Source organism: Vibrio sp. B172a (genome assembly GCF_030248355.1).
GTDB lineage: Bacteria > Pseudomonadota > Gammaproteobacteria > Enterobacterales > Vibrionaceae > Vibrio > Vibrio owensii.
In genome coordinates this window covers 278484-304216 of sequence record NZ_JAHGAC010000007.1, presented here as the reverse complement: position 1 = coordinate 304216, position 25733 = coordinate 278484, and the positions used below count along the sequence as shown (strand labels likewise).

Annotated in this window: 23 protein-coding genes; 14 read left to right on the top strand and 9 right to left on the bottom strand. The window is 42.4% G+C overall.

Features of this window, described 5'->3' with window-relative positions:
• Nucleotides 1–108 precede the first annotated feature (108 nt).
• Both KIT90_RS09390 and KIT90_RS09385 read left to right on the top strand, forming a co-directional pair.
• The gene (locus tag KIT90_RS09390; RefSeq protein ID WP_285376434.1) at nucleotides 109–1464 is read left to right on the top strand and encodes an Hpt domain-containing protein; all 1356 of its coding nucleotides are present in this window, start codon (nucleotides 109–111) and stop codon (nucleotides 1462–1464) included.
• Between the two features lie 112 nt (nucleotides 1465–1576).
• On the top strand, nucleotides 1577–2740 hold the full coding sequence (locus KIT90_RS09385) for a hypothetical protein (protein WP_009707297.1): 1164 nt from the start codon (nucleotides 1577–1579) through the stop codon (nucleotides 2738–2740).
• Nucleotides 2741–2841: 101 nt separating this feature from the next.
• Here KIT90_RS09385 and nhaC read toward each other — a convergent pair whose 3' ends face one another.
• On the bottom strand, nucleotides 2842–4278 hold the full coding sequence (nhaC, locus tag KIT90_RS09380) for a Na+/H+ antiporter NhaC (RefSeq protein ID WP_199454925.1): 1437 nt from the start codon (nucleotides 4276–4278) through the stop codon (nucleotides 2842–2844).
• 437 nt (nucleotides 4279–4715) lie between these two features.
• Here nhaC and asd point away from each other — a divergent pair, with 437 nt between their 5' ends.
• Nucleotides 4716–5831, top strand: coding sequence for an aspartate-semialdehyde dehydrogenase (asd, locus tag KIT90_RS09375; RefSeq protein ID WP_285376431.1), 1116 nt, complete (start codon nucleotides 4716–4718; stop codon nucleotides 5829–5831).
• 126 nt (nucleotides 5832–5957) lie between these two features.
• Complete coding sequence (locus KIT90_RS09370) at nucleotides 5958–6485, top strand: type II secretion system protein (protein WP_054824460.1); 528 nt, start codon at nucleotides 5958–5960, stop codon at nucleotides 6483–6485.
• 278 nt (nucleotides 6486–6763) lie between these two features.
• On the opposite strand, the gene KIT90_RS09365 is transcribed toward KIT90_RS09370, so the two are convergent.
• Both KIT90_RS09365 and KIT90_RS09360 read right to left on the bottom strand, forming a co-directional pair.
• Entirely contained in the window at nucleotides 6764–7612 is an 849-nt protein-coding gene (locus KIT90_RS09365) for an ion transporter (protein ID WP_005439706.1), read from the bottom strand.
• 62 nt (nucleotides 7613–7674) lie between these two features.
• Nucleotides 7675–8313, bottom strand: coding sequence for a YchE family NAAT transporter (locus KIT90_RS09360; protein WP_285376427.1), 639 nt, complete (start codon nucleotides 8311–8313; stop codon nucleotides 7675–7677).
• Nucleotides 8314–8964: 651 nt separating this feature from the next.
• Between KIT90_RS09360 and adhE the strand changes: the two genes are divergently transcribed.
• Entirely contained in the window at nucleotides 8965–11664 is a 2700-nt protein-coding gene (adhE, locus tag KIT90_RS09355; RefSeq protein WP_020196361.1) for a bifunctional acetaldehyde-CoA/alcohol dehydrogenase, read from the top strand.
• A 147-nt stretch (nucleotides 11665–11811) separates the two neighbouring features.
• On the opposite strand, the gene KIT90_RS09350 is transcribed toward adhE, so the two are convergent.
• From KIT90_RS09350 to sodB, 3 genes are all read right to left on the bottom strand, one after another.
• Complete coding sequence (locus tag KIT90_RS09350; protein WP_020196362.1) at nucleotides 11812–12555, bottom strand: SDR family oxidoreductase; 744 nt, start codon at nucleotides 12553–12555, stop codon at nucleotides 11812–11814.
• Between the two features lie 134 nt (nucleotides 12556–12689).
• A complete protein-coding gene (locus KIT90_RS09345; RefSeq protein WP_005439698.1) occupies nucleotides 12690–13193 on the bottom strand; it encodes a VC2046/SO_2500 family protein in 504 nt (167 codons plus the stop codon).
• Nucleotides 13194–13350: 157 nt separating this feature from the next.
• The gene (gene sodB, locus KIT90_RS09340; RefSeq protein ID WP_005439697.1) at nucleotides 13351–13935 is read right to left on the bottom strand and encodes a superoxide dismutase [Fe]; all 585 of its coding nucleotides are present in this window, start codon (nucleotides 13933–13935) and stop codon (nucleotides 13351–13353) included.
• A gap of 242 nt (nucleotides 13936–14177) precedes the next feature.
• On the opposite strand from sodB, the gene KIT90_RS09335 reads away from it, so the two are divergent.
• Nucleotides 14178–14513: a Grx4 family monothiol glutaredoxin gene (locus KIT90_RS09335; protein WP_009707292.1), complete on the top strand. Its 336-nt coding sequence runs from the start codon at nucleotides 14178–14180 to the stop codon at nucleotides 14511–14513.
• 237 nt (nucleotides 14514–14750) lie between these two features.
• Here the strand turns inward: KIT90_RS09335 and KIT90_RS09330 are convergent, their stop codons facing one another.
• On the bottom strand, nucleotides 14751–15773 hold the full coding sequence (locus KIT90_RS09330) for a tyrosine-type recombinase/integrase (protein WP_285376423.1): 1023 nt from the start codon (nucleotides 15771–15773) through the stop codon (nucleotides 14751–14753).
• A 199-nt stretch (nucleotides 15774–15972) separates the two neighbouring features.
• Between KIT90_RS09330 and KIT90_RS09325 the strand changes: the two genes are divergently transcribed.
• The 4 genes from KIT90_RS09325 (at nucleotide 15973) to KIT90_RS09310 (ending at nucleotide 21248) form a co-directional block, all read left to right on the top strand.
• Nucleotides 15973–17094 carry a DNA cytosine methyltransferase gene (locus tag KIT90_RS09325; protein WP_285376421.1) on the top strand — a complete coding sequence of 374 codons (1122 nt, stop codon included), beginning with the start codon at nucleotides 15973–15975 and terminating at the stop codon, nucleotides 17092–17094.
• A 127-nt stretch (nucleotides 17095–17221) separates the two neighbouring features.
• A complete protein-coding gene (locus KIT90_RS09320) occupies nucleotides 17222–19150 on the top strand; it encodes a DUF262 domain-containing protein (RefSeq protein WP_285376419.1) in 1929 nt (642 codons plus the stop codon).
• 12 nt (nucleotides 19151–19162) lie between these two features.
• Nucleotides 19163–20338 carry a DUF3696 domain-containing protein gene (locus KIT90_RS09315; RefSeq protein ID WP_285376418.1) on the top strand — a complete coding sequence of 392 codons (1176 nt, stop codon included), beginning with the start codon at nucleotides 19163–19165 and terminating at the stop codon, nucleotides 20336–20338.
• Entirely contained in the window at nucleotides 20325–21248 is a 924-nt protein-coding gene (locus KIT90_RS09310; protein ID WP_285376416.1) for a hypothetical protein, read from the top strand. Before KIT90_RS09315 ends, KIT90_RS09310 begins: the two co-directional genes overlap by 14 nt.
• A gap of 7 nt (nucleotides 21249–21255) precedes the next feature.
• Here the strand turns inward: KIT90_RS09310 and KIT90_RS09305 are convergent, their stop codons facing one another.
• Together KIT90_RS09305 and KIT90_RS09300 are read right to left on the bottom strand one after the other, a co-directional pair.
• A complete protein-coding gene (locus KIT90_RS09305; RefSeq protein WP_285376415.1) occupies nucleotides 21256–21942 on the bottom strand; it encodes an HNH endonuclease signature motif containing protein in 687 nt (228 codons plus the stop codon).
• Complete coding sequence (locus tag KIT90_RS09300) at nucleotides 21943–22584, bottom strand: phage repressor protein CI (protein ID WP_285376414.1); 642 nt, start codon at nucleotides 22582–22584, stop codon at nucleotides 21943–21945.
• 149 nt (nucleotides 22585–22733) lie between these two features.
• Here KIT90_RS09300 and KIT90_RS09295 point away from each other — a divergent pair, with 149 nt between their 5' ends.
• The 4 genes from KIT90_RS09295 to KIT90_RS09275 all read left to right on the top strand — a co-directional run bounded on the left by KIT90_RS09295 (nucleotide 22734) and on the right by KIT90_RS09275 (nucleotide 25588).
• On the top strand, nucleotides 22734–22946 hold the full coding sequence (locus KIT90_RS09295; RefSeq protein ID WP_005430833.1) for a hypothetical protein: 213 nt from the start codon (nucleotides 22734–22736) through the stop codon (nucleotides 22944–22946).
• Nucleotides 22947–23004: 58 nt separating this feature from the next.
• Nucleotides 23005–23415, top strand: a complete 411-nt coding sequence (locus KIT90_RS09290) for a hypothetical protein (RefSeq protein ID WP_285376412.1) — start codon at nucleotides 23005–23007, stop codon at nucleotides 23413–23415.
• A 428-nt stretch (nucleotides 23416–23843) separates the two neighbouring features.
• Entirely contained in the window at nucleotides 23844–25052 is a 1209-nt protein-coding gene (locus tag KIT90_RS09280; RefSeq protein ID WP_285376408.1) for a replication initiation protein, read from the top strand.
• Nucleotides 25053–25387: 335 nt separating this feature from the next.
• Nucleotides 25388–25588: a hypothetical protein gene (locus tag KIT90_RS09275; protein ID WP_038890153.1), complete on the top strand. Its 201-nt coding sequence runs from the start codon at nucleotides 25388–25390 to the stop codon at nucleotides 25586–25588.
• The last annotated feature ends 145 nt before the right edge of the window (nucleotides 25589–25733 follow it).

Sequence of the window (25733 nt, the reverse complement as noted above, 5' to 3'; positions counted from 1 at the left end):
GATAATAAGAGAGCATTATGCTCTCTTTTTTTATGTGAAGTGCGCACAGTCAGCGCGTGTTTCATGGTATATGCTTGTTATTAATAAGAAATAGTCGAGGGAAAAGCATTGCTGCAATTCAAAGATGGAATTAGAAAAGCTGTCTGGCTTTTGTTTGCTGTGTGGTGTGCATTTGCCGTGGGTATTTGGCTGCAAGCGCAACAAACTATCCGCACGATCTCGACCATTGATGAACTCAGCAGCAAAGTGGACGAGGTGCGCAATATCTTCCACTTCGAATTGCCTTATCGTGCACAACACGTCGATCAAGTCTCTCTTAAGCTCCAACTTGTTTACGCTGTTCGCTTACAACTTGAAAGCGAACATTCTGCCGGGTGGGGTTCTCCGGATTTAACTCAGCTGCTTTATTCCACAGACCGTTTTCTTGAAGGCGCTAGAACCTTTATTGGGAGCGACAGTGAGCTAGTTGCTCTCGCAGATCAGTTACACAACAGTCGCGAGTCTGCCAGCAATTCAGAGCAACTTCGCACCATGTATTACCGTCTAGGCGCTTTGGTGCTGGAAGCCATGTTCAGCGACGCAGCAACAAGTGCTGACACATACCAAGAGTTGGATTCTCTGTTTACTGAGTCACAAAACCTTGAATCCAAAGAACAAGCCTCATTTCAGCGTCGATTAGCCCAAACTTCAAGCGTATTAGCCGCGCATGCGCAGGGTAGCCACCTCTCTAATCAACTGCTCAACCCCGAGTTCCCAAATCAACTCGCTTCCGTGATTAGTACCCTTGAGCAAAAACTGACGTTTTACATCACTTTTCTTGCGTTAGTAAGTGGTTCCTTACTTGCGCTAATCTCTTGGGCGCTATTCTCTAAAACAGCGCTTGTGACGAAAGAGTCGTTAGCGCCAAATAAGAATGAAGAGACGCCAGCCTTTCCATCTACTCCTGTTTTGGAAAAAGCGCATGTGGCAGAAACGAAACACGAGGTAGTTCTGTCTGAATCTGTGGTTCAAACAGAACCTCCTCGTCCTAAAGAGGATGATGGTGCAACGCCTCCGACTCAAAACATGGCGACTGAGAGCGAAGATTTAGACATCAAAGAGCCTTATATTGATATAGAGAAAATGCTCGACTCGCTGTCTGGTGATGAAGAGTCAGTGCGCATGTTATTGGAAGTGTTCATCCAAGATCATGCTGAAGACAGCGAAAAGCTCAAAGGTCTTATTGCTGAAGGGAAGGATAAGGAGCATGTTCAACGTGTTGCGCACAGTTTGAAAGGGGTATCGGGCAGTATAGGTGCAATGCCGCTACACTATATCTCTGGGGATATCGAATCTTTAATCAAACAAGGCGAGCAAGTCTCAGACGATAAATTGGATCAGTTAGAAGATACGTTACAGAAAACGACACTTTTTGCCGAAAGAGTTCTCAATAGTGAAAACATTCGAGAAGTGCTAACGGATTGATATTCCTCTGACTTAAAATAGAAAAGATTAAGGTATTTAAGGGACGCTCGCGAACCTGATGCCTTGGTTCGTCACTGTTCCTGTTCTACACATTTTGACCATAGGTAATTTCATGTCCATCCGTCGACTGTCCTCATTGATGGTGGCTTGTTTGGTTTTAAGTCTTTCAGGGTGTTCTCTGTTAGAGGTGAAAATCGACAGCCAAACTGTACCGCTCACCAAACAAGAGCTGAACATGCGTATTATGACGCGTGAATATGCTCAGCAATTCTTTGCTCAAGTCGAGCAAGCCGCTGATGTGCTCCAAGAAAACTATGAGCCGAGCGATAAAGTAAACCAATCCTATATTCTGCTCTGGAAAATCAATGCGGAAGAAGGGCTTCAAGCTGCTGCTTACCAAGTTTCACCAATGGCTGCGCTGATTGATACGTGGGTGTTCACTCACCAGATGAACCAGTTCTACAGTGAAGGTGCGGGCAAAGACCTATTTGCGACTGGCGAAGCAAAAAAAGTGTCTGAACATTTGGCAAAAGAAGTCGATAAACTAGCGAAATCGCTATTGAAGAAAGACGTGTACGAAAAGACCCAGGTATTCGTGGCAGACTTTGTCGAGAAGTATCCTTTTGCTGACTTAAGCATGATCAGAACGCCGGCTTACCGAGCATGGTTGCAAGCCAACCAAATCAGCGAGGAAGAAGCCGTTACCACGCTTGGTACAATGCCTGAAGCAATCGGTGATGTATCCGACCGTTTAAGTTTGGTCTCAGAACAAACACCTAAGATCATGACTTGGAAAGCGCAGTTGCTGGCACTCAATAGCTCAGCAAGTATTGAACAAGTCAACGCAGCGCTAAACAGCTTGAAGGTGACTTCTGAGTCGTTGAAGGACTTTATCGACAACAATCCTGAATACATGCGTAACTTGGCAGAGCAGATGGCCGTTCAATTACAGCCTCTAGTGGAAGACATTGATCAAAAAACGGAAGAGCGTTTGTCTCAGTTGAGTGATGAGCGTCAGGCTTTGGAATTGATGGTGGCGAGAGAGCGCCAAGAGATTGCTCAAATCATCACAAACGAACGCGAGAAGTTTGCTCAGGACCTAGACCATGTTTCACAAGAAGTGGTGAATCTAGCGATGGACAAATTGATTGAGCTTGTGAAGAGCACCATCATCTACTTTATTCTGTTTATCCTAGTGATCTTCTTTGCTCCTCTCGTACTTGGTTATGCCTTGGGTAAGCGCTCTGCGGTAAGAGCCAGCACTAAATCGGCGTAATTATTTAGAAGTCACAACACGAAATAGCAGACACAAAAAAGGACCGAATCATCGGTCCTTTTTTGTTCATGGAAGGTTTCTAGCTATAGAAAGCTGAAGCCTTAAGCTGTTTGTTGCTTTAGTTCAGCTTCTGTTTGTTCTTCTGTTGCTGGAGCCGTTGGTTCGCATTTATCAACAAACCAGCCCATGTAAGAAGTAAAGATGGTCACGATGATACACACGAAGCTCAGCCACATGAACGGCGCATACGACAATGTTGCCACACCCAAGATGCTCGCCATGTAGATACCGTTATCACTCCACGGCACCATACCGGATGTCAGCGTGCCACCAAACTCTGCGTTACGAGAAAGGTTCTTGCGTTTGTAGCCAAGGCGGTCGTAGTTCTTCGCACAGATCTTAGGAGTAAGAATCAGTGATACGTACATCGCAGAACCGAATACGTTACCCATGAAGGCCGTACCAATTGTGCTGGTTGCCAGTGAACCTGCGCTTTGAACGCGTCGTTCGAACAGTTTTGCAATCGTTTCTAGTACGCCAACCTTATCTAGTAGGCCGCCAAAACCTAGGCCAAATACGATCACAGCAACAGAGCCCAGCATAGAAGACATGCCACCACGGTTTAGAATCGAGTCAATGAAATCCACGCCTGAAGAAATCGCAAATGGTGCCCAAGCGGTATTAAATGCCGTTAGGAAGTCTACATCCTGAATCATCACTGCCCAGATAATACCTAGTAGTGAACCGAAGCTGATCACAGGGAAAGAAGGCATGCGCATCGCCAATAGAGCCAATACGATGATCACTGGGACAAAGGAATAAGGCGTGATGAAAAATTGTTGTTCCATTGCCTGAATAACAGAATCCACTTGGCTCATATCCACTTTACCTGCGAAGTGGAAGCCAAATGCGGTAAACATGATACCTGTGATGATGTAGCTGATCAGCGCGATAGGCAGCATGCCCTTGATGTGCTCAACCACTTCTACATTCGACATAGAAGACGCAAGGATCACTGAATCTGAAAGTGGAGACATCTTGTCACCAAAGTAACAACCCGATAGAACCGCACCCGCAGTGATTGGTGCTGGAACACCAAGACCTTGACCGATACCCATCATAGCAATGCCTGCTGTACCCGCCGCACCCCAAGATGTACCTGTTGCCAATGCAGTCAGAGAACAAATGATCATGGTCGCCAGTAAGAAGATAGAAGGGTGAATGGCTTTCAGACCGTAGTAGATAATGGTTGGTACGATACCACCAGAGATCCAAGTACCCACTAAGGCACCTACCGCAAGAAGAATAAGTACTGCGCCCAAACCATTAGAAATACCGTTTAATGCTGCTTTTTCTAGGTCTTTGTATTGATGGCCGAGTCTTAACCCCAATAGGATGATAATGAACCAACCAATGTACAGCGCGAGCTGAATTGGAAGGTCTAGTTTGGCAGTAAATGAAAATGCCAAAAGAAGAAACAAACCTAGTGAGATAAATACCTGTATCAGACTAGGAAGACGTGTTGTAACTTGCTTCATATGTGCCTCTGTCGTTCATGGAGCAATAGAGGAAGGCCGCTCCCTGTTTTAATCGCGCCTAACATACATTAACAAAAATTATATTTCGAACATTTGGTGCTTTATCTTGACTTTCGTCCGCATAAACGTTTGCTTGTGAAATTAATAACTAAAAAACTTTAAGTTTAATAGTTTGAAATGTTTTGTGATGTAAAAAATATGTGCTGCACTTGTTGTTTTCTCACTGAGTGGTAAGACCTTATCGCGTGACGTTCACAGTTTTCTGGGCGGAATTAGATGGTTAATCAATAAGAAAAGAGAAGAAAATAACTGGGATTATAAAAATTCGCGGCAAACGTTAAAAAAGTTGTGTTTATTTGCAAATTAGGGCTTGAGATTTTGTGGCGAAAATTGAACTATGGAGAAAGTTTCAAAAATATACATGGAGAGTTAATGCGATGAGAGTAGGTTTAGTTGGTTGGCGCGGCATGGTCGGTTCAGTTCTGATGCAGCGCATGGTCGAAGAGAAAGACTTCGATCTGATCGAGCCAGTTTTCTACAGCACGTCTCAAATAGGTATCCCAGCTCCAAACCTAGGTAAAGAAGCTGGTCTACTTCAAGATGCGTTCGATATTGACAGTTTAAAACAACTTGACGCAGTGATTACGTGTCAAGGTGGCGGTTACACAGAGAAAGTTTACCCAGCACTTCGTCAAGCTGGTTGGAAAGGTTACTGGATCGATGCGGCTTCGACACTTCGTATGGCAGAAGACTCCATCATTACTCTAGATCCTGTAAACCTAGCGCAAATTCAACAAGGCATTCACGGCGGCACTAACACCTTTGTTGGTGGTAACTGTACCGTTAGCTTGATGCTCATGGGTCTTGGTGGCCTGTTCGAGAAAGGTTTGGTTGAGTGGACAAGTGCAATGACGTACCAAGCAGCGTCTGGCGCAGGTGCACAAAACATGCGTGAGCTGATTTCTCAGATGGGTGTGATCAACGATTCTGTAAGCTCTGAATTGGCTAATCCAGCAAGCTCTATTCTAGACATTGATAAGAAAGTTGCCGACACAATGCGCAGCTCTTCATTCCCAACAGATAAGTTTGGTGTGCCACTAGCTGGCTCTTTGATTCCTTGGATCGACATTAAACGCGACAATGGTCAGAGTAAGGAAGAGTGGAAAGCGGGTGTAGAAGCGAACAAGATCCTTGGTTTCCAAGATGCGCCAGTGCCAATCGATGGCACATGTGTGCGTATCGGTGCGATGCGTTGTCACTCTCAAGCATTGACTATCAAGCTGAAGCAAAATGTACCAATGGATGAGATTGAAGAAATCATCGCAACGCATAACGATTGGGTTAAAGTGATTCCAAACGACCGTGACATCACGGCTCAAGAACTCACTCCAGCGAAAGTAACAGGAACGCTTTCTATTCCAGTAGGCCGTCTACGTAAGATGGCGATGGGCGATGACTTCCTAAACGCGTTCACAGTCGGTGATCAACTTCTATGGGGCGCCGCAGAGCCACTACGTCGTACTCTACGCATCATTCTTGCTGAAAAGGCTTAATTTGTCTCAACTCTGAGATGTCTATTTTGAAAGCGCCCAACTGGGCGCTTTTTTGATATTTCAATGACAGTAAGCTGACTTTTGTTGCATAACGTTGCCGCGAATTTAATCAATTGGAGTGCGGTAATGAAACAGAATACAAAAGGTTTTACTCTCATAGAGTTAGTGGTTGTCATCGTAATTCTCGGCATTCTAGCCGTTGTTGCCGCACCTAAGTTTTTAAATCTTCAACATGATGCTAGAGAAGCTGTCATTAAGGGACTAGGTGGCTCCGTTCATAATGCTGCGGAGATGGCTTTTGGCAAAACTGCTGTAGAAGGAATGGAACATGAAGAGTCTTACAGTGTTGAAGGTTACGGCTCTGTCCAATATGGTTATCCGGCTGTTCAAAGGGAAGGGATGGAAAACTTCCTAGATATCGAGTCTGGATATCACGATCTTACAAAAGAGTGGGTATGGGGGGCGCATAACCATGGATCAGTAAGCAATCCTGATACTTGGATAGTGACTCGATCTGAATATATTGACGCTGATCCTGATGACGAAAGCGCGTACAACAAAGCGATTGAAGATACGCAATGCTACGTGAAGTACACCGCGGCAATGGAGCCGGGTGATGAATACAAGGTGGAAGTGTTCACTGACGGTTGTTAAGTCGAGAATAGGCCTTACCCATAGGAAATGTTTGTTTCTTGAGGGCCAAAAGTTATGTAGAAGCCGATGTGAAGTCATCGGCTTTTTTGATCGTGGAGTTAGAATACAAGGGCGTTCAGAATGCAGCGCTCCAATAACCGGAAGCGTTACGTTAGAAGGTAAGTGAAAGAAACTACATTCTAAAACGTGTTGCAGAATCTATCCCCAGAAAGACAAAATATCGCCGATTCCCGATTCCCGATTCCCGATTCCCGATTCCCGATTCCCGATTCCCGATTTTAATCCTCTTCGTCTGCACTCACGACGCGATTATCAGGATCCGCTAACTCACTACCACAATGCTTACAATGCATCGCATCAGAATCATGGCCGGAGCGGTTACAGTTCGGGCATTTTACTAGTTCTTTATGTGCATTCATCTCATTACTCAATTCTGCGGTAATAATGCCAGTGGGAACCGCCAGTATCGAATAACCAAGCAACATGGTTAATGACGCGATCGCTTTCCCGAGATGCGTTTGCGGCACCATGTCACCGTAGCCCACGGTAGTGATCGTCACAATCGCCCAGTAGATGCTTTTCGGAATACTCGTAAAACCATTGTGTGGGCCTTCAATAACGAAGATCAGCGCTCCAAAAATGGTGACCAGAATACCCACAGTACTGAAGAAGATAAGAATCTTACGACGCGCCATTAACAGAGATCGCAACAAGATGTTGGAATCTTGCAGGTAGCGTACAAGTTTTAGGATTCGGAAGATGCGCATGACACGCAGCAATCGCACGACACCCATAAACGATGCGCCAGGGAAGAAGATCGCCAGATACGTTGGCAAAATAGCCAACAAATCGACTACACCATAAAAGCTGGTGGCGTAAGACTTAGGCTTGGGAGAACAGTAAAGCCTTAATAAGTACTCAACTGTGAATAGGGCAGTAAAAGTGTATTCAATATAACGCAGTTCTCGTGACCATTCTGTCATCACAGATGGTAAGGACTCTAAGATGAGAACCACAAGAGAAGTGATGATCGCAATAATCAGCGCGATATCGAAAATGCGCCCAGCACGAGTGTGCGTGCCGAAAATGATGACGTATAAATGATGCTTAAGAGACTTGCGAGGCATGATGTTGCACTGTCAGCGTTAAAATGAAACGGATTGCAACATCATACCAGAAGTTGGGAAAGTTAGGCTAAACCAGGGAATAGGTTTCTTAGGCCGTTAGCAATGAACTCAATACCTAATGCGCCAAGGATCAGGCCCATAATACGCGTGATCACGTTGATACCTGTCTGGCCAAGGAAGCGTACGATCAGAGGAGCAGAACGGAATAGCAACCAAGAGCAGAAACAGAACAGCATGATGGTGACACTAATACCAACGGTATCAAGTGCGCTTGGGTAACGTGCACCATAAACAATGGTTGAACTGATGGCACCTGGGCCTGCCATTAATGGCATCGCCAGCGGTACTACGCCGATTTGTTCACGGCTAACGTATTCTGATTTCTCTTGTTTGTTCTGCTTATCTTCACCCAACTTACCGCTCATCATCGAGAACGCGATACTAAGAAGTAGCAAACCGCCAGCAACACGGAACGAATCCAGAGAAATGCTGAACATATCTAGCAACAACTGACCAGCCAAAAGAGAAATGATCAAAATGACCGCAACCGCGACATTGGCTGTCGTGGCGGTTTTGCTTTTCTCTTCTGGTGTCATATGACCAGTCAGTGATACGAACACAGGCATGATACCAACAGGGTTCACTGCTGCGACCAAACCTAAGAAAAACTGTAGGAAAATAGCTAACTCTAAAGTCTGCATGTTGCTTACTCGTAAACGTTCACAATAGTGAAAAAGAGAGGGGGTAATTTTAGGCGGTAATGTAAGGCAAAAGTGCGGTCGGAAGAAATGAAAAAAACTAACGTATTTGGCCTAGTATTTGTGAGAAAAACTAATTATTGAAGAAAATGTATGCAATCTGGAAACGAATTGTTACGTAGAAGATTGGTGGCAACCTGAACTGTTTTACACAAACGTTAACATTCGCACATTTTTCACAAAAAGAAAGGTGGTTTGTAGAGAGATATGACGCATTCGATATACTCTCAGTAGCACAAAAATTAGGGTCCACATGTAATTTTGTTGGCTAAAAATGAAACTTTTTTACAGATTATTGTTGTTTCTTTTAGTTTTTAGTTCGTTTGCTTCTTTTTTGCTCAATTAAAAATGAAGTTTAATTTATTTGTTTATCAATGATTTAAGTCGTTTTGTTGTGGTAAACCACTACTTTGGGGGTATTTCAGTTGTGAGAACTGATCCAAGTCAATTTTTTTCACACTCTGAAATATTATACTCAGCCCTGAAAGCAATTTACTAAGATGGTTGTTAGTTAAGTCGCTGATAAACAGTAGAAACGAAAGACAATAGCCTTACTAAAAAGTTTTTAATATTTATTATTTTAGGAGATCCACCATGCCTGTAACTAACTTAGCTGAACTAGATGCTCTAGTAGCACGCGTTAAAGCAGCACAAGAAGAGTTCGCAACATTTTCTCAAGAGAAAGTAGATGCAATCTTCCGCGCAGCTTCTCTTGCAGCTAACCATGCTCGTATTCCACTAGCACAACAAGCAGTTGCTGAATCTGGAATGGGTATTGTTGAAGATAAGGTAATCAAAAACCACTTCGCTTCAGAATTCATCTACAACAAATACAAAGACGAAAAAACATGTGGCATCTTGGAAGAAGATGACAACCTAGGCACGATGACTATCGCAGAGCCTGTAGGTATCATCTGTGGTATCGTTCCAACGACTAACCCAACTTCTACTGCAATCTTCAAATCTCTAATTTCTCTAAAAACTCGTAACGGCATCATCTTCTCGCCACACCCACGTGCGAAGAACTCTACTAACGATGCAGCTAAACTAGTTCTAGACGCAGCAGTAGCAGCGGGTGCTCCAAAAGACATCATCGGTTGGATCGACCAACCATCTGTAGAGCTTTCTAACGCTCTTATGAAGCACGACGGTATCGCTCTTATCCTAGCAACTGGTGGTCCAGGCATGGTTAAAGCAGCTTACTCTTCTGGTAAGCCAGCAATCGGTGTAGGTGCAGGTAACGTTCCTGTAGTTATCGATGAAACAGCTGACATCAAACGTGCTGTTGCTTCTATCCTTATGTCTAAGACTTTCGATAACGGCGTAGTATGTGCTTCTGAGCAAGCTGCAATCGTAGTTGGTGAAGTATACGACGAAGTGAAAGAGCGTTTCGCTTCTCACAAAGCTCACGTTCTATCTAAAGCTGACGCTGATAAAGTACGTAAAGTACTTCTTATCGACGGCGCACTAAACGCGAAAATCGTAGGTCAACCTGCTCCAGCAATCGCTGAAATGGCTGGCGTTAAAGTTCCTGCTGATACAAAAGTACTTGTAGGTGAAGGTCTAGGTAAAGTTTCTTACGATGATGAGTTCGCTCACGAGAAACTATCTCCAACTCTAGGTCTATTCCGTGCTGACGACTTCGAAGACGCAGTTGCTCAAGCGGTAACAATGGTTGAAATCGGTGGTATCGGTCACACATCTGGCCTATACACTAACCAAGACGTTAACGCAGACCGCATCCGTTACTTCGGTGACAAGATGAAGACTGCACGTATCCTTGTAAACATCCCGACTACTCACGGTGGTATCGGTGACCTTTACAACTTCAACGTAGCACCTTCTCTAACTCTAGGTTGTGGTTCTTGGGGTGGTAACTCTATCTCTGAGAACGTAGGTCCTAAGCACCTTATCAACAAGAAAACTGTAGCTAAGCGAGCTGAAAACATGTTGTGGCACAAACTACCTAAGTCTATCTACTTCCGTCGTGGTAGCCTTCCAATCGCAATGAGCGACCTAGAAGGTAAGAAACGCGCATTCCTAGTAACTGACCGTTTCCTATTCAACAACGGTTACGCTGACGAAGTAGTTAAACTGCTTAAAGAGCAAGGCATCGAAGTTCAAACATTCTTCGACGTAGAAGCGGATCCAACACTATCTGTTGTTGAGAAAGGTGCAGAAGCAATGAAGAGCTTCCAACCTGACGTAATCCTAGCTCTAGGTGGTGGTTCACCAATGGATGCTGCGAAGATCATGTGGGTAATGTACGAGCACCCAGAAACTCACTTCGCTGAACTAGCAATGCGCTTTATGGACATCCGTAAACGTATCTACAAGTTCCCTAAAATGGGTAAGAAAGCTGAGCTTGTATGTATCACTACAACTTCAGGTACTGGTTCAGAAGTTACTCCATTCGCCGTTGTTACAGACGACAAGACTGGTGCTAAGTACCCACTAGCTGACTACGAAATCACGCCAAACATGGCTATCGTTGATGCTAACCTAGTAATGAACATGCCTAAGTCTCTAACAGCATTCGGTGGTTACGATGCAGTAACTCACGCTCTAGAAGCTTACGTATCTGTTCTTGCGAACGAGTACTCAGACGGTCAAGCTCTACAAGCACTTAAGATGCTTAAAGAGTACCTACCTTCAAGCTACGCGAACGGTGCAAACGACCCAATCGCTCGTGAGAAAGTACACAACGCGGCAACTATCGCTGGTATCGCGTTTGCGAACGCATTCCTAGGTGTTTGTCACTCTATGGCGCACAAGATTGGTGCTGAGTTCCACCTACCTCACGGTCTAGCGAACGCACTACTAATCTCGAACGTTGTACGTTACAACGCGAACGACAACCCAACTAAACAAACTGCGTTCTCTCAATACGACCGTCCACAAGCACGTCGTCGTTACGCTGAAGTTGCTGACCACCTAGGCCTAAGCCAAGAAGGTGACCGTACTGCTCAGAAGATTGAACGTCTACTAGCATGGTTGGACGAGCTGAAAGGCGACCTAGACATCCCAATGTCTATCCAAGCTGCAGGTGTTTCTGAAGCTGACTTCGTAGCGAAACTAGACGAGCTAGCTGTTGAAGCGTTCGATGACCAGTGTACAGGTGCTAACCCACGTTACCCTCTAATCACTGAGCTGAAAGAAGTGCTAATGGCTTCTTACTACGGTAAAGCATTCGTTGAAGGTGAAACTTTCGAAGGTACTACTGTAATCAAGAAGAAAGCAGACCAAGTAGCTAAGCCAGCAGCGAAAGCAAAGAAAGAAAAAGCTAACGCATAAGTAACACGTTAGTTATGAGATAGGTTTTCGCTAGCACGAAACCTACAATCGGGAAAAAGCAAAGCCCCAGTCGAGAGACTGGGGCTTTTTTTGTTTCTTAATTTATTCCGCTTTACGGGCGAAAGGTGGTCTTAGGTCGAGGCAGGATTAGACTTCAGTAGTGACGACGCGGCCGCTAAAGTATTCATTAGCCACAATGTAGGCTGTGTTTCTAACTAACTCATCTTGGATCTGTGCCCAGTGCCTTTCGTCTAGATCTTCACTGGTGTGATTAACTGAAGGAATCACACCGCCAACGCGAATATTGAATGGTGTCAGTTCTTTTGCCCAGCTATGAGTAAAACCGGATACCAAAGCTGCCATGCTTTCTACGCCCGTCAGATCTTCATGATTATCGTGTGAGATAACGTTGACGATAACGCCTTTCTTTTCTCTTGAGCGGAAGCGCTCTGCACTCACTTGGCCATAGGTATAGAGGAATCGTGCCGCCGAGGAAAGGTGGTCGATATAGGTGCTCATTGGCTCTGGCGCCATTAAGCTCGGCATTGGTGAGCTCGTCCAGCAATTTACGATAACGTCTGGAGTCGCCCCTAATTGTGATTCGATTTGGTCAAACAACAGATTAATGGATGTGGTGTTGTCACTGCACACATTCATCGCATAGACCTTGTCGGAGAAGGCACTGATTTGTTCGTAGCTTGCCTTTAAGGCACTAGGGTTCTGGTCACAGAGTACCAACGTCGCACCAAGATGGGCGAAGTGGTTAGAGCAAGTCCTGCCTAAGACAGAGCCTGCAGACGTGACGAGAATTATTGATTCTTTGATATCCATAGCACCTTCACTGTAATTTCTTGTGTTAAAGAATACATCAGTGGTTTGTGCTAATAGCATGGACGAATTTATTTGAGCTCAGTGTGAAAAGCTTCAAACTAACGCTTTCGAGCAACAACAATTGTTTTGGAATTTGTAAGGCGTCACATTTCTGACGTGTCGAGAATGTAAGCCGTTGGAGAAAAAGCTGATCTCTAAGCTTGCGTTTGAATTTGGTACTGACGTTGAGCTGTCACGAGTTGATTATACAACCCAGCTTCAGGGATCAATTGCTTGTTGCGTTCGCCCAAACTACGGCGCTCATGACCAGATAGGTTGTGATAAACCTCTTCTGGTAGATTGAAAGTATCTTCAGGAAGGTAGGTCAGTGCATCTGGTTTTAAGTAGTGGCTCAGTTTTGCGGAGGGCAGTCCTGCATCATGGAACTGTTTTGCTTGCTCAGCTGCAAGTTCGTAGCTGCTGCTATCAGAACGAAGCGCTTGAGGTTGAGATAAACCGAACTGTTGGCGAAGAATGTCATCACTCGTGAGTACTTCTTGGACTTCTTCAACCGGAACCACATCGCGAACATCATTCGAGAACATAGACAGAATCAGCGAGAAATCAGCGCGACGACCTTCGTGTACGGCATGGTTAATACCATTGCCGAACTGAAGTTCGTTGATGATTGCTGCTTTGTCTAAAGTATGGATTTGCATGATGTTCCTCGCTTGATGCACTTTTAACGGCAACAACGGAAAGAACTTTAGGAAAAAGAGGGGGATTAATTGAATAAACTGGTTTTAGGGGCAATAAAAAAGCCCGCAATAGTGCGAGCTTTTAAATATGACTAAATTGAACTTAGGGGGAAGTAAATTACTTCGCTAGGTTCTCTGCTACGAAGTCCCAGTTTACAAGAGCCCAGAAGCCGTTCATGTAATCAGGACGTACGTTGCGGTAATCGATGTAGTAAGCGTGTTCCCATAGGTCAACAGTTAGAAGTGGAGTAGTACCTTCTTCTGTTAGAGGAGTCGCTGCGTTAGACGTATTAACGATCTCTAGAGAACCGTCAGCTTTCTTAACTAGCCAAGTCCATGAAGAACCGAAGTTGTTGATTGCTGAATCAGTGAATTTTGCTTTGAATTCTTCGAAAGAACCGAACGCTGCGTTGATCGCGTCAGCAACTGCACCTGTTGGTTCGCCGCCTGCGTTTGGCGCTAGACAGTGCCAGTAGAACGTGTGGTTCCAGATCTGTGCTGCGTTGTTGAATACGCCACCAGTTGAAGTCTTGATGATCTCTTCTAGTGTTTTGCCTTCAAACTCAGTACCAGGGATAAGACCGTTTAGCTTAACAACGTAAGTGTTGTGGTGCTTACCGTGGTGGAAATCTAGAGTCTCTGCAGAGATGTGTGGTTCTAGTGCGTCTTTCGCGTAAGGTAGAGCTGGTAGTTCAAATGCCATTGCTCAATTCTCCATAGATATGAAAGGGTTACCTTTCGATTGCTTCCAGTGTTTTTATTTATATGTAGTCTTTACGACTGACTTGAAAAGTATTTTAGCAAGTTTTTACTTTATTAAAACCCCGATATGAAAATATTTTAAGATAAAACCAATAAAGACTTACTAATTATATGGTTTTTATTCTGTGTTTATTGAGTAAAATGTGGCAATAATTAAAGTTCACATCCATGAATGAGGAAGCGATGGAAACTATCGATAAAATCAAACAGCAGATCTCTGAAAACACAATCTTGCTGTACATGAAAGGATCACCGAAACTGCCTAGCTGTGGTTTCTCTTCTCAAGCAGCACAAGCGCTAATGGCATGTGGCGAGAAGTTCGCTTACGTAGACATCCTACAAAACCCAGACATTCGTGCTGAACTACCTAAATACGCTCAATGGCCTACATTCCCACAACTATGGGTTGAAGGCGAACTGATCGGTGGTTGTGACATCATTTTGGAAATGTTCCAGAAAGGTGAGCTTCAGCCTCTTATCAAAGAAGCGGCAGCACGCGTTGAAGGTGACGCTGAGTAATTCGTAAATACTCACATTTGGCGATAGAATACAAAGGAGCCGCATTGGCTCCTTTTTCTTTTTTAGGTTAGTGGAATGAACTTGAAGCTTTATTATGTTCTATTCTTTCTATAACCCTCGCAAAACCTAGTAATCCCTTGCTATTTCAAGTGTTTGAAAAATATCCCGTTCTGATGAATGCCGATAAATACCGATGTTTAATGACGACTGTCGCCATCTTGTCGCCATTTGTGGCGGCTAGATATTGAGGTTTACGAGAGGGTTGAAGCGCACCGCATCACTCAAATGGCTTGGTGAGAAATGGGCGTAAATCATAGTGTGGTCAATCATCTTGTGACCGAGGATTTCCTTTAGAACAAGTATGTTGCCGCCATTTGACATAAAGTGACTTGCAAAGGTATGGCGTAGAACGTGAGTTGCTTGACCTTCCGGTAAGTGTGGCAATGCTACCCTAAGCCATTTATATACAACTCTGTAACTGCAAGTGAAAAGGCGGTCATTGGTTGGCTGATAAATTTGGTTATATAAGTCTTCCGAAATGGGTACCGTTCGGTTGCGTTTTCCTTTGGTGTTGCTATACGTGATTCGGTACTTTGTTAAGTTGGAGCCTTTTAGAAATATCGCTTCCCTGACACGCGCACCGGTTGATAAACAAATCTTGTATATCTTAATTATCTCGTCACCAACTGGGCTTTGCCTTGCTACTTTGAATAAATGCTGAATTTCCTTATCGGACAAGAACGCCAATTCAGTTTGTGGCTTTTTGATGGCATCAATACCGTTCACCGGATTAGGTAGTTTCCACTCACCAAGCTTTATCAACTTGTTGAACACCGATTTCAACAAGCCAAAATCAGTATTACTCGATGCGATCGACAATTCCTTGTGTTGTTTGCCTCTCCCTTTGTTCGAACGGTTGGCTCTGTATAATGCCAGTTGTTGTGAATTCAGATGAGCAGCGATTGGATTATCGAGATCGGCAACCATGATTTCTAAACGCAAGCGAGAATGGTCACCGGATTTTAGATTCTTGCCATGCAACATAAACCAAAGTGTAACTAAGTCAGAAAGACGGCGGTGATCTGGCTTTGCTCCAAGCCAAGGTTTATCATCCACCTCTTTCATGATGTGGAGCTCGAAAGCATTGGCTTCACCTTTGGTAGCAAATCGTTTTCTGATACGTTTACCGCTTCGGCCTTGTGGATAGCATTCACAAAGCCAAGGTTTTTTGTTGCCGTCTTTTAAATTTCTAATGGACATAGCTTGTTAGTATTTATGCTGTATATAAAAACAGTATAAGTGTGCTAAGCTATAGTTCAACATTTTATCTAGCAACTTTGAAAAAGTCGCGATACCGTCTATCTGAAGTAGAATCCTATTTTAGCTCCTGCCGTGATGTTGTATTATGGCGCGTTGGGTAGTACCTACCGATAGAACTAACAATTAGAAAGGCTCTCTTTTGTCATCTCAACAACGACCAATAATTTTCTCATTTTTTTCTGGAAGTGGATTTTTAGATTTGGGTTTCGAACGCTCCGGCTTTGACGTCCGCTTTATCAACGAATTCCATAAGCCCTTTCTGGATGCATATAAGTACTCTAGAGAACAAATGGGCATTCCTGAGCCAAAATATGGTTACTACCATGGCTCAATAGATGATCTCGTAACAGGTGAAGAGGCCGATCATTTAACTGTACTGGTAGCAAAAGCAAAAAAAGAAGCACTGACAGGTTTCATTGGTGGACCGCCATGTCCTGATTTCTCTGTTGCAGGTAAAAACAAAGGCTCTGATGGCGACAACGGTGTGCTAACCCGTGTTTACATTGATTCAATCATTAAGAATCAACCAGATTTCTTTTTGTTTGAAAACGTAAAGGGTCTTTGGAGAACGGTCAAACACAGGGCGTTTTACGAAGAGATGAAGGTGAAGCTTCAAGAAGCTGATTATGTTCTTACGGATAGATTGACTAACTGTATTGAGTTTGGTGTTCCTCAAGACCGAGACCGTATTTTGATGTTTGGGATACACCGAAAGCATGTTGATCCAAAGTTGTCTGATGAGCAACTAGAGGAGGACTTTCACTGGGAGCGTGAAGTTAAGTTCGCTAAAGCAACAGTTCTCGATAAATCAGTTTGGCCTCAAGTATCCGAATACAAAGAGAACTCTAGGCGCAAGATGCCCGAACATCTTACACAGTTTGGTGAGCTGACAGTTGAGCATTGGTTTAAGAAAAATGAAGTAAGTAAGCATCCGAATAGTAAACATCATTTCAAACCTTATTCAGACAAGTTCAAAACGATCCAAGAAGGTGATGATAGTAAAAAGTCTTTCAAACGATTGCATCGGTTTAGGTATTCACCAACGGCAGCCTATGGTAACAACGAGGTTCATTTACACCCTTATAAATCAAGAAGGTTGAGTGCAGCAGAAGCTTTGGCTATCCAGTCCTTGCCGAAAGACTTTCAGTTGCCCCCGACAATGACTTTGTCGGATATGTTCAAAACTATTGGTAATGGTGTTCCTTATTTGGCTTCAGAATCTTTGGCGAAAACTATTCGAACTTATCTCAAAACGCTTTAAATGAAAGGGGCTCAATAGCTCCTTTTTTTATACGTTTCACAACGTCTAACCATGTTACTCTACATTTACTGGCGAGCCATGCTAATATAGCCTACATAATCAATACTTTGATAGTTGGCGAGTTTGTATGAAGTTTGAAGACGTTTTAGATTATCTAGAACAGATGATTGGTTTGAATCTACAACCAATAAATGATTCGAATGAATCATTAGTTATCCTTGAAGTTGACCGTGAGAATAGTCGTTATACTGTCGATAAAACTACTAGTACACGCAAGCGTACTCGTCCTTTCTCTGAACTAAGAAAAATTCTAAATGTATTAAATCAAAAAGGTTATGCTAGCGTAGAGCAAGCGCTAAATGGAGCCGGTTCGAGTCGTCATCAACCTGAAACAATTTTTGCCAATTTTCCATGTGTTGAACACTTTAAATACGAGAAAAAGAAACATCTCTATTTAAGAGAATCTAATACTCATAATATTGGAAGCTTAAAAGAGTTATCAAACTCTGAAACGAGAGAATTAAAGAGAAGAATTGATAGGTATAGAGATTTTGACATATCTCAATTCTACTCTCTACATAATAAACAGATTGTTCTATTAAAAGATAAACTATCTAACATCTTCACTAAATACCCAGGTGAAGGTGATGTAGAAACTATTTCAGATATATTGAGTGAATTGCAAGAGCTAGAAGTTAAATTATCTGAATCAATTGTGACATTGGACTTGTCAAATATATCAGAAAGCCAATCTTTCGAAAACCATAGTCATGGGAATAATGAGCAAGGCTATAATAATGCTGATCAAGAGAACGATACTGGAGATGAAGACAATAACACTGGTGATGATGATGATAGCACTGATGATGACTCAGTTCTTACGCACTTTGAAATGTCTAGAATCAATCAAGTGAGTCCAACCGTATCTTTGTTGTTTGATCGGGTAAAGTACAATGAAATTGATTTACAACCAGAGTTTCAGAGAGGGGATAGAGTATGGCCTGTTCCTGATAAATCACGTCTAATTGAGTCAGTACTTTTGGGATTACCAATACCAGTGCTTTATTTTGCTGAAAAAGAAAATACAGATCCAGATGTTGATGCAGATTATATATGGGTTGTTATTGATGGTTTACAGCGAACAACGGCATTGATCGGTTATATGAGAGGGGAGTACGAACTAAAAGGGTTAAAGCGTCTTAAAGACTATAATGAACTAAAGTTTAATGAGTTACCTAGAAAAGAACAACGAAAAATTAGAGAGTATCAACTATTTGGGCATTTAATACCGATGTCTAATGATAGTGATGCAATGATAAGAGAAATATTCCATAGGATAAATACCTATGGGAAGACGTTGAGTCCACAGGAGATTCGGTCAGCTCTTTATCAGGGGCCAACTAACCGATTTTTAAAATATGTTGCGGATTCAGATGAATTCCTCAATGCAATTCCAGCTAGTATTAGTTCCAATAGGATGCTTGATCTTGAATATGTATTGAGGGCTGTTGCATTTCTTATTTTTGGATACGAAAAGTATACTTATAGTACAAATGATGACTTTTTAAGCCATGCAATGAAAACTTTGAATAAGTATAAATATCCTATAAATTCAAGAATTGAAAGTGCGGATCCGATTTATTCTGTTTTGATGGTTAGGTTAGTCTCATCGCTAGATTCATTATCGTTAATATTTGGTGATGACGCGTATAAAAAAGAGCCTGGTGGTAGAATCAATAAGGTGTTATTCGAAACGTTAGTTTCTCTTTTCGCAATGATGACCGATGCAGAAAGAGAAACTATGGTTAATGTAGATAACGCTCGCCTCTTTAAAAAACGTTTGTTTGAAGCGATTAAAAACAATGAAAAAACCTCTCTATGGGAATCAAACAATCGTAACTGGAATGACCGAGGGTTAGAATATTCAATAACTAACTCAACAAGTAAAAGAATTACAGTTTTATATAGGTTTAGAAGTGTCGTTGAAATGATAAACGATATCCCAGGTATGCAATTTAAACCAGAACCTATATTGGAAAATTTTAACAAAAATTAATTGGTAAATAATATGATTGAGCATATCAAATTGACAAACTTTAAATGTTATAAAGATGCTTCATTCAATATGAGTAATTTGTCGGTTTTTTGTGGGAATAACTCAGTTGGGAAGAGTACTGTTATACAGTCAATACTATTGCTGATACAAAATGATTTTTCTTCCTCATTGAGACTTGATGGCGACTTTATTAAATTGGTCGGGTATAAAGAAGTACATAATATTGATGCTGATACAGATTCCTTACTAGTTAGAGCTATAATAGATGGTAACTGTTTATCTTGGGGGTATGAGCGAGACCCATTATCAGAGGGTGAGAAAAGTGTAAACTTACTATCTTTTTCTGAATCAATGGATTTAGAATTAGCCAGTTCAATAGCAAATGAAGTTAAAGAGAAATATAAGAACAACTTTAACTTTTTATGTGCTGAACGTTGGGGACCGCGCGATAATTACCCATATTCAAATCAACGTCGTTCAAAAAGTTGGTTGGGTATCCATGGTGAATACACAGCTCAAGTCTTAACTAACTTGTTGGAGTCATCAAAATCTCTGGACGAAGGTGACCCGAGAATACATGATAAAATCACATCAAGATTAGTCATTGATAACTTTACAGCGTGGATGGGAGAGATATCTCCTGGGACTTTTGTAAAATCTGACTCCATAACACATGCTAATATCTCAACGAATCAATTTGTATTTGATAATCATACTTATAGGGCAACAAATGTTGGGTTTGGTTTGAGTTATGCTCTTCCCGTAGTTCTTTCTTTAGTAATGGCTCGACCTGGCGGCCTGGTGATTATTGAAAATCCAGAAGCTCATTTACATCCTAGAGGACAAAGTTATTTGGGGCGGTTAATTGCGCTTACTGCTCTAGCTGGTGTACAAGTAATTCTAGAAACGCACAGTGACCACATTATTAATGGTATTCGTGTCGCGACTCGGCTAGATGAAAGGTTTCCTGACGAGCTAGCAAGAATATTTTTTGTGACTGCTGGGGATGGTGAAAGTAAAGTCGAGGAGTTATCGGTATCAGAAGATGGTGAGTTGCCACATTGGCCTGTAGGCTTTTTCGATCAGCAAGCATTAGACGTTAGATCTATAATGCTTGGGGAGAACATTACGGAGATGCCGAGGAGGAAGAAAAGAAGTAGTGAAGGGGACAGTCGTGAACGTCAATAATGTTTTCGTGACGGGATATTCTTTTAACCTTAGTGGTTCTAACTCCTATAAAGAATACCTTTCCGCACTTGATGACTTAGGCTCATTTATAGATGCTATTCCTAAGTACAATAAATTAGAGTTCTGTCAGGATTTCCTAACGTACGATCTTGGTGGGGAAAGTTTTGATGATATAATTTACGAAGTTTCTAATTATAATAACCCTCTTTATACTGAAATGATAAAAGAGTTGAACGAGTTAACTCGGGGTAAAAAGAAAGGGGCGTGTACTGATGTGGTAATAAGCTCTTCTGGGTATGGAATAGCTTGGAATGGTGAGTTTATTAGCTATTATGGGCAGGGTAAGTTGATCCCTGGCGTGCATGCAGACTTAGTTGTGGATTGTCCGTCGACCTTATATTCGTTGAATTATAAAAATCTAGGCGACTATCCAATTAACGAGCGCTCCTTTTCTGAACGGGCTAAATTGATGTATAGCAATATATCTTATCATAAAGACTTTCATTCAACTCTAGCAACTGTTAAATCGGGGAATTTCAAATTATACTCTGTCGAGTTTGCAAGGACTTTAGAAGCGCTACATAATGCTTTTCCAAAGTTAACTTCTCAAGGACACTATGGGCCAGACTTAAATATTATTAAGACTGAAACTGGTATTTCGGGTCGTACTATGGACTGTACCGTTCAAGGGAGTAATAAGTCGGCATTGAAGAAAGATTTTAGTATAGAGACCTTAGATGGAAATGTTTCTGTACATAAAAACTTAAACTGCGAGTATCACCTTAAAGTAAACTTTGATAATAATGGTAGGAAGTTGCAGAGCGGTTTTTATAATCGAGCATATTTTGGGCTTCCACTCATCAACGAAACTAAATATATAGCATTAATGCATCTTGGCAAGCATCTATAATAAGCGGTTAATAGCCGCTTTGTTTTTCTGCGATCTTATCTCTAAGCTTTTCAGTTAAGACATGTCGCCCTGAGCTATAATGTAATTTTCTGTGGCAGTTAGGGCAGAGTGCTGCACAGTTTTCCACTATATCAGGACCACCATCTTTTAAGCGAGTTAAATGATGCACCTCTAAGAATGGAGTGCCATCCTCTTTTTTAAAAGGCGCATCATCACCACATAGTTCGCAGTTGCCGTCAGCGCGCCGAATAACCCAACCTTTAACTTTACCAGAGCGTTTGTATGTTTTTGTTGTGGTCTCAACAAAGTTTGGGTTTTCATCACCAGTGGGTTTCTTAGGTATTCTTCTGGCTTTAACTATGGATTGCATCTCCGCATCTGCTAAACCGACACCGATATACGGTCGCTTGAGTTTTTCGGAAATTAAGCGTTCGATAATGGGGGCCTGTTGTGGACCTACATTTGTTAAGGGGGCCAAGCCCGCAAGGACGGGCAGGTCCATCAACATCATAATGTGGGTGATGTTTGACATTCTTCTGCCGAAAGCTTTAGGTGTGCGCCCAAATTTATCTGCAAGATTTTGGTAGTACTTGTTCTTTATATAAGGAATGCCAGCTTGATCGTTATTAAGCATTTTTAGATAGGCATCAATTGTTTCGGATAACTCTTTCTCAGACCAATTTCCTTGTGCCAATTACTTCTTCTCCAACGCCACCGCTACACGACCAATTACTTTTATATTTTTTTCTGAGACTTCAACCGTCGAATCACCAAACACGACCGCTAGTTTTTTGCCCGGCAAGCGCTGGATATGGTTGATCGATAAAGTTCCATCAATGTCTATCAAATATTTGCCTGAGGTAGGGTTCGTAGAGTCTTTGTCGATGAGATACAGGGCTTCGTTAGTTTCAATTTCAATTGTTGCGTCACTATTGAGATTAAAGCTGTTAAGTCTGCGGATAGCGTAGGGTAGTTCACCAGCATCTAAAAGCTCTCCATTGGTTAAGCAATAGCTTTTGATCTGTACTGAGTTGTGTTGAGGTGAAGTAGTAGTCTCTATTTCATCGACAGTACTTTTTGTCATAGAACGGGCTCTTAATCGGTCTTCTGGTTTTAATGCCAACTCTTCCATAGGAATCCCCAAAGCTAGATGGGCTCTGACCATGAGTTCATGAGATGTTCGATTATGAGTATTCCAAGTACTGAATGTACTTTTTGGTACGTCATATACGAACGCCATTTCTTGAAAGTTTTTACATCGTGTAAGACGCTTCAAATTTTCTGTGAAATCAGTGCCTTTTAAATAATCAAAAGGTTCTATTTTACGAATGCTCATGACTTTTAAGTTCTCATTTTCGAATTAAACTGTCATTTTTTGTTGAAAGTTCGCAAATGACGATCAATAATTCTTGTGTGTTTCGATTGTCATGCCGACCAAAGCTAGAGACAACCGATGAAGATAGACATAAATATAAGGATATCACCATGTTAACTTACAAGATACCACCCCTAAGTCCTTATGTGACTTACGAAGAATACTCTCGCATCACTGGACTGCCGATGGGAACTATCCGCCAGTTCGTGACCGAAGGTCGCGTCATCATCAAACCTAAAGACAAACCTCGTGATAAGCCTCTGATCAACATGGTTGCCATGCATGAAATGGCGGCTCGTGAAGCTATTACTGCTTTAGGTTGAGTTATTCAATTGGATGTTTTTCACATACGCACTTAGTGGCTATGACTTGGAGGTTAGTATGGAAAGTTTAGAACTATTTTTATTGAATCAGTCAATAGAGCAGATACAAAAACGCTTTAGGCAAAGCAGTATGGAAGAGCAGCAAACAATACTGCAATACCTTGAGGCTATTGCAAAGAAACTGTCTCCTCCCGAGGTACATCGTCCTCAACCAGACATTTTGGCTGAAATACGTGACGCGATGGATGGAGAGCGCGCTCGTATATTCTTCTCTCATTCATTTGTCAGTTGGTATCGCTCAGGAAATGTTAAGTGCGCACCGCAACTTCATCATTGGTCTTATTTGGATTTCAGTAATCGTAGCTTGTTTGTGGAAATGCTAGCGCTTAGAGATCTTGGTCATTTCGATGATGAAGCGTTGTTCCAGTTTGAACAATATTGCTTAGAAGCTATGGGGGGCAGGGCATGAGTTATCTAACGGTTCAGATACCAATCTCCAACGTTGATGAAGCACTCCACCTTCAGAACGTAGCATCGTTAAATATCGCTAAGTATCGAGATAACCAAGTGGAAGGGCAGGAGGCCTGTCAAAGTAACTTGATTCGGATCTGGCGTGATATACACAACCAAGCTGGTATAGCTCTTAAGACATTTGCAAGCGAGACGAAAGGATGACATGTCTCCTTGCTCATAGAAATTAGAGGGTGCCCTCACGCGAAGAGCCCCTCTAAGTCTTGAGCCCTTCAACATTAATAATACCCCTGTTTCTACAGTTGATTCCAATATCGAAGGTTACCTCTGTGTGCGTCGGGATTATTGATAGTGTTGGCTAGTGTATGCCTGTGAAGGTTATCAATTGCTTCCTAACCATGACTAAATAACTTTAGGCAGGTTGCCATGCTCCCTCTGAAAACAAAGAGCAATTCGTTTCAGCGTTTGCTCGATGAAGCCCCGTATCTGCCTAGATGCAGCGATAATAAAACCGCAATGCTTGTTCGACCAAGACATTATGCTGTCCGCTGGCCTTATATGCAGGTGAATCGTAAAGATATGCTCTCTTGGTTAGTATTTGATATTGACCATGATGACCAAGCAATCCCCAATCCTTACATTTGGCAAGATGAAGGGTTACCAGCTCCTAATCTCATTGTCCGAAATCGGCACAGTAACAAAGCCCACCTTTACTATGCGATTGTTCCAGTTTGTACTAGCGACAACGCGAGAAGTAAACCTATCCAATATCTTAAAGCTGTTTATCAAGCAATGGCTTTGCGCCTCAAGGCTGATCTTGCGTATTCAGGGCCAGTGGCTAAGACGCCTTTTCATCCATGGTGGCAAACAACAGAGCTTCATTCCCAAGTTTATGAGCTTGGTGAGTTAGCTGACTCTGTAGAAGTTGAAGCGGCTTTGTATTGGCGTGAACCCACAAATTTAGATGACCTGTCTCACTCCCGTAATTGCACTTTATTTGAGTATGCTCGCCACTACGCCTATTCGATTGTAAAAGCTGAGCGTAGGGAAGGGAGCTATGAGAATTTCAAACGTCGTGTCAGTTACTTTGCTGCATACAAAAACCATTCGTTTGATACTCAGACGCCTTTGAGGCATAGCGAAGTTGAGTCCGTGGTTAAAAGTGTTACTCGATGGACTTGGGATAAGTATTACGCTTGTTCGCATGTTAAGCGGGGAGTGATGGATCTGCCGAGTGACCTAGACATTAAGCAAAGGCAAAGCTTAGCTGCGGCGAGAACACATCAAGTAAGGCGTGATAAAACTAAAAAGCGCGTTCTAAAAGCCAGTCGATACCTATTAAATAAGGGGGAATCGCTTAGTATCACGCTCGTTGCGAAAACAGCTCGTCTCTGTCGAAAAACTGTGCGCCGTTATTTCTATGAAATTCAATCATTGATTGAGCTTACTGAAGATGTTCGGATCCTTCCGGTTTCATCGCTTTTAGGTTTGAGGCAAAGTGGTCCTTATGCTGTACATCAGATAACTGCTCCTGAGAAAGATCTTTGTGTTGCCACTGGTGGGAAGGGAAATGTCATTGGCTTCACTCGCTCCCCTCAGAAGTGGGCGGCTTATCTGAATATTGTTGATGGTTAGTTAAGGGGGAGTTCAAAGCTAACTTCGTTCTCAATCTTGATGCACGACATTAAAACTTGCACTGTGGCGATGAATGATTGGAGGTGTCAGATTTACAGAAGAGCTAGTCGGGTCATTCCAACAATAGATTAGTACAAGGAAGAAAGGAGCATTTGGGTCTGATTTAGTTGCAAGATGCTATTGAAGTGGCAAGCTCTATTGTTAGGTTTGCTACATGTCCAGATAAAGGATGATTTGACGAACAAGACACTCAACACCTTTGAATCATTGCTGCGTGATAAAGCGGTAGTAGAGAAGGTGTGATTCATGATCAGTTGACTCACGAGGGTGTTGATATGCTAAATCATAAAGAAAAAGACATCGTTTTATCTGCTCTAGATATCGTTATTGACGGTGTGTCTAGCAGCGAGGCTAATGAAGAAATGCGAACTGCGGGTGTATATATAGCTGGCTTAATTATCGCCGATACAAAAGGCATGCTTGAGCAAGATACACGCAAGGCAGTTCTAAGTATCATTGAAATGGCCGAACGTTAGGTCTTGCCTCCTCAAAGGCTCTAAGAATAAGGGTGTCTTCACCCTTAGTTACTTTCTATAATTTATTGGGTATCCCCATTTTTCTCCACCGTCTAAATAGGACTCCATCATATGGTAATATGATTGATATAGGCGTCAGAGAAAT